The organism is Mycobacterium interjectum (genome assembly GCF_900078675.2).
GTDB classification, from domain to species: Bacteria; Actinomycetota; Actinomycetes; order Mycobacteriales; family Mycobacteriaceae; genus Mycobacterium; species Mycobacterium interjectum.
In genome coordinates this window covers 5,841-7,371 of record NZ_LT546239.1, presented here as the reverse complement: position 1 = coordinate 7,371, position 1,531 = coordinate 5,841, and the positions used below count along the sequence as shown (strand labels likewise).

The following is a 1,531-nucleotide window of genomic DNA, read 5'->3' as shown; positions in this document are numbered from 1 at the left end:
AGCGCCAGCGCGACGACGAGCGCGGTCCAGGGCATCGCCCGCGCCGCGACGGCCACCGCCACCAGCGCATAGAAGCCGACCATCATCCCGAGCGTGACCGCCCGGGCGCGCGCCTCGCCGAGCAGCACGGGCAGCGTCCGGATGCCCAGCGGTGCGTCGTAGGGGATCTTGTCGATGTGCTTGCCCATCAGCACCGTGGTGCACAACAGGCCGTAGGGCAGCGAGGCCAGCACCACGTCCCAGCCCACCCAGCCCACGGCGGAGTAGTAGGTGCCGCACACCATCAGCGGACCCCACACGACGAAGACGTCGGGTTCGCCGAGGCCGCGTTTCTTTAGCCGCAGCGGCGGCGCGGTGTAGGCGACGCTGAGCGCGAAGCCGGCCAGCGCGAAGCCGGCGACGGGCCAGCCGCGCGCCCACGTCAGGGTGACGAGGATCGCCAGATCGGCGACGTTGACGAGCAGGATCGCCACCCCCAGGGTGCGGCGGCTGATCAGCCCGGACAGCACCGGGTGGGGGGCGTACAGGGCGCGCGGGTAGGTGGCACTGTCGGTGCCGACCCGCGTGTCGTAGAGGTCGTTCATGAGGTTGTTGGCGGTGTGCGCGAGCGTGATGCCGACCACGGCCAGCACCAGCCACCGCCAGTCCAGCCCGGGTTTGCCGACCGCCAGCAGGGCCGCGACCAGGCCGGAGACCAGGGTCATCGGCAGCACGGCCGCGCGGGTGACCACCAGCCACCGCGTGACGACGTCGACCGGCCCGTCCGGGGGCGGGTTGGTGGTGCGCAGCGCGTAGGCCCACGACCGCAGCCGTGAGCCCACGCTCACGTCAGGCATCCGGGCGCCACCTCATGGCTCTCGCGGCGGCACGATCGGCGAGGGATGCGGCTGCCCACGGAACTTCTCCAGCGACCCGCCCGCCTCGACGATCCCGCAGATCGCGCTCCAGCTCAGCATGGTCAGGTAGTCGATCAGCTCGTCGGCGCTCATCCGCGGGTCGGAGATCCAGGAGTGGGTGGCCAGCTGCACGCCGCCGACCATGATGTACGACCACGTTTCCACCCCGCCGGTGTCCATCCCGGCCTCCTGCATGCGGCGGCGCAGCATCATCGCGAGCATGCGGGCGATGATCCGCTCCGAGTCCGCGATCACCTTGCTCTTGGTCGGCGAACTGTTGGCCATCACGAAGCGATACGGCTCCGGCTCGTCGGCGACGGTTTCGACATAGACGCGGATGATCTCGCGGGTCAGGTCGAAGCCGTCCAGGTTGGAGGTCAGCGCGCCGGCCATGTTCGGGATCAGCGTCGACTGCGCGAAGCGCATCAGGACCGCGGTCGTCAGGTCGTTCTTGTCGACGAAGTAGCGGTACAGCACGGTTTTGGACACGCCGATCTCCGCGGCGATTTCGTCCATGCTCAGAAAGCGGCCGTGCCGGCGGATCGCCACGATCGTGCCATCGACCAGCTCATTGCGGCGCTCCACCTTGTGCTGGTGCCACCGCCGCTTGCGACCGTCCGTCTTCACGGCCACAG

2 protein-coding genes are annotated in these 1,531 nt (G+C 69.7%); both read right to left on the bottom strand.

Going from position 1 to position 1,531, the window contains the following annotated elements:
• Positions 1–704 (bottom strand): prenyltransferase (locus tag BN4348_RS58950; RefSeq protein WP_235852963.1); only part of this gene is annotated, 704 nt, incomplete at its 3' end.
• Positions 705–848: 144 nt separating this feature from the next.
• Positions 849–1,529 carry a TetR/AcrR family transcriptional regulator gene (locus BN4348_RS58945; RefSeq protein ID WP_066917765.1) on the bottom strand — a complete coding sequence of 227 codons (681 nt, stop codon included), beginning with the start codon at positions 1,527–1,529 and terminating at the stop codon, positions 849–851.
• Between the last annotated feature and the right edge of the window lie 2 nt (positions 1,530–1,531).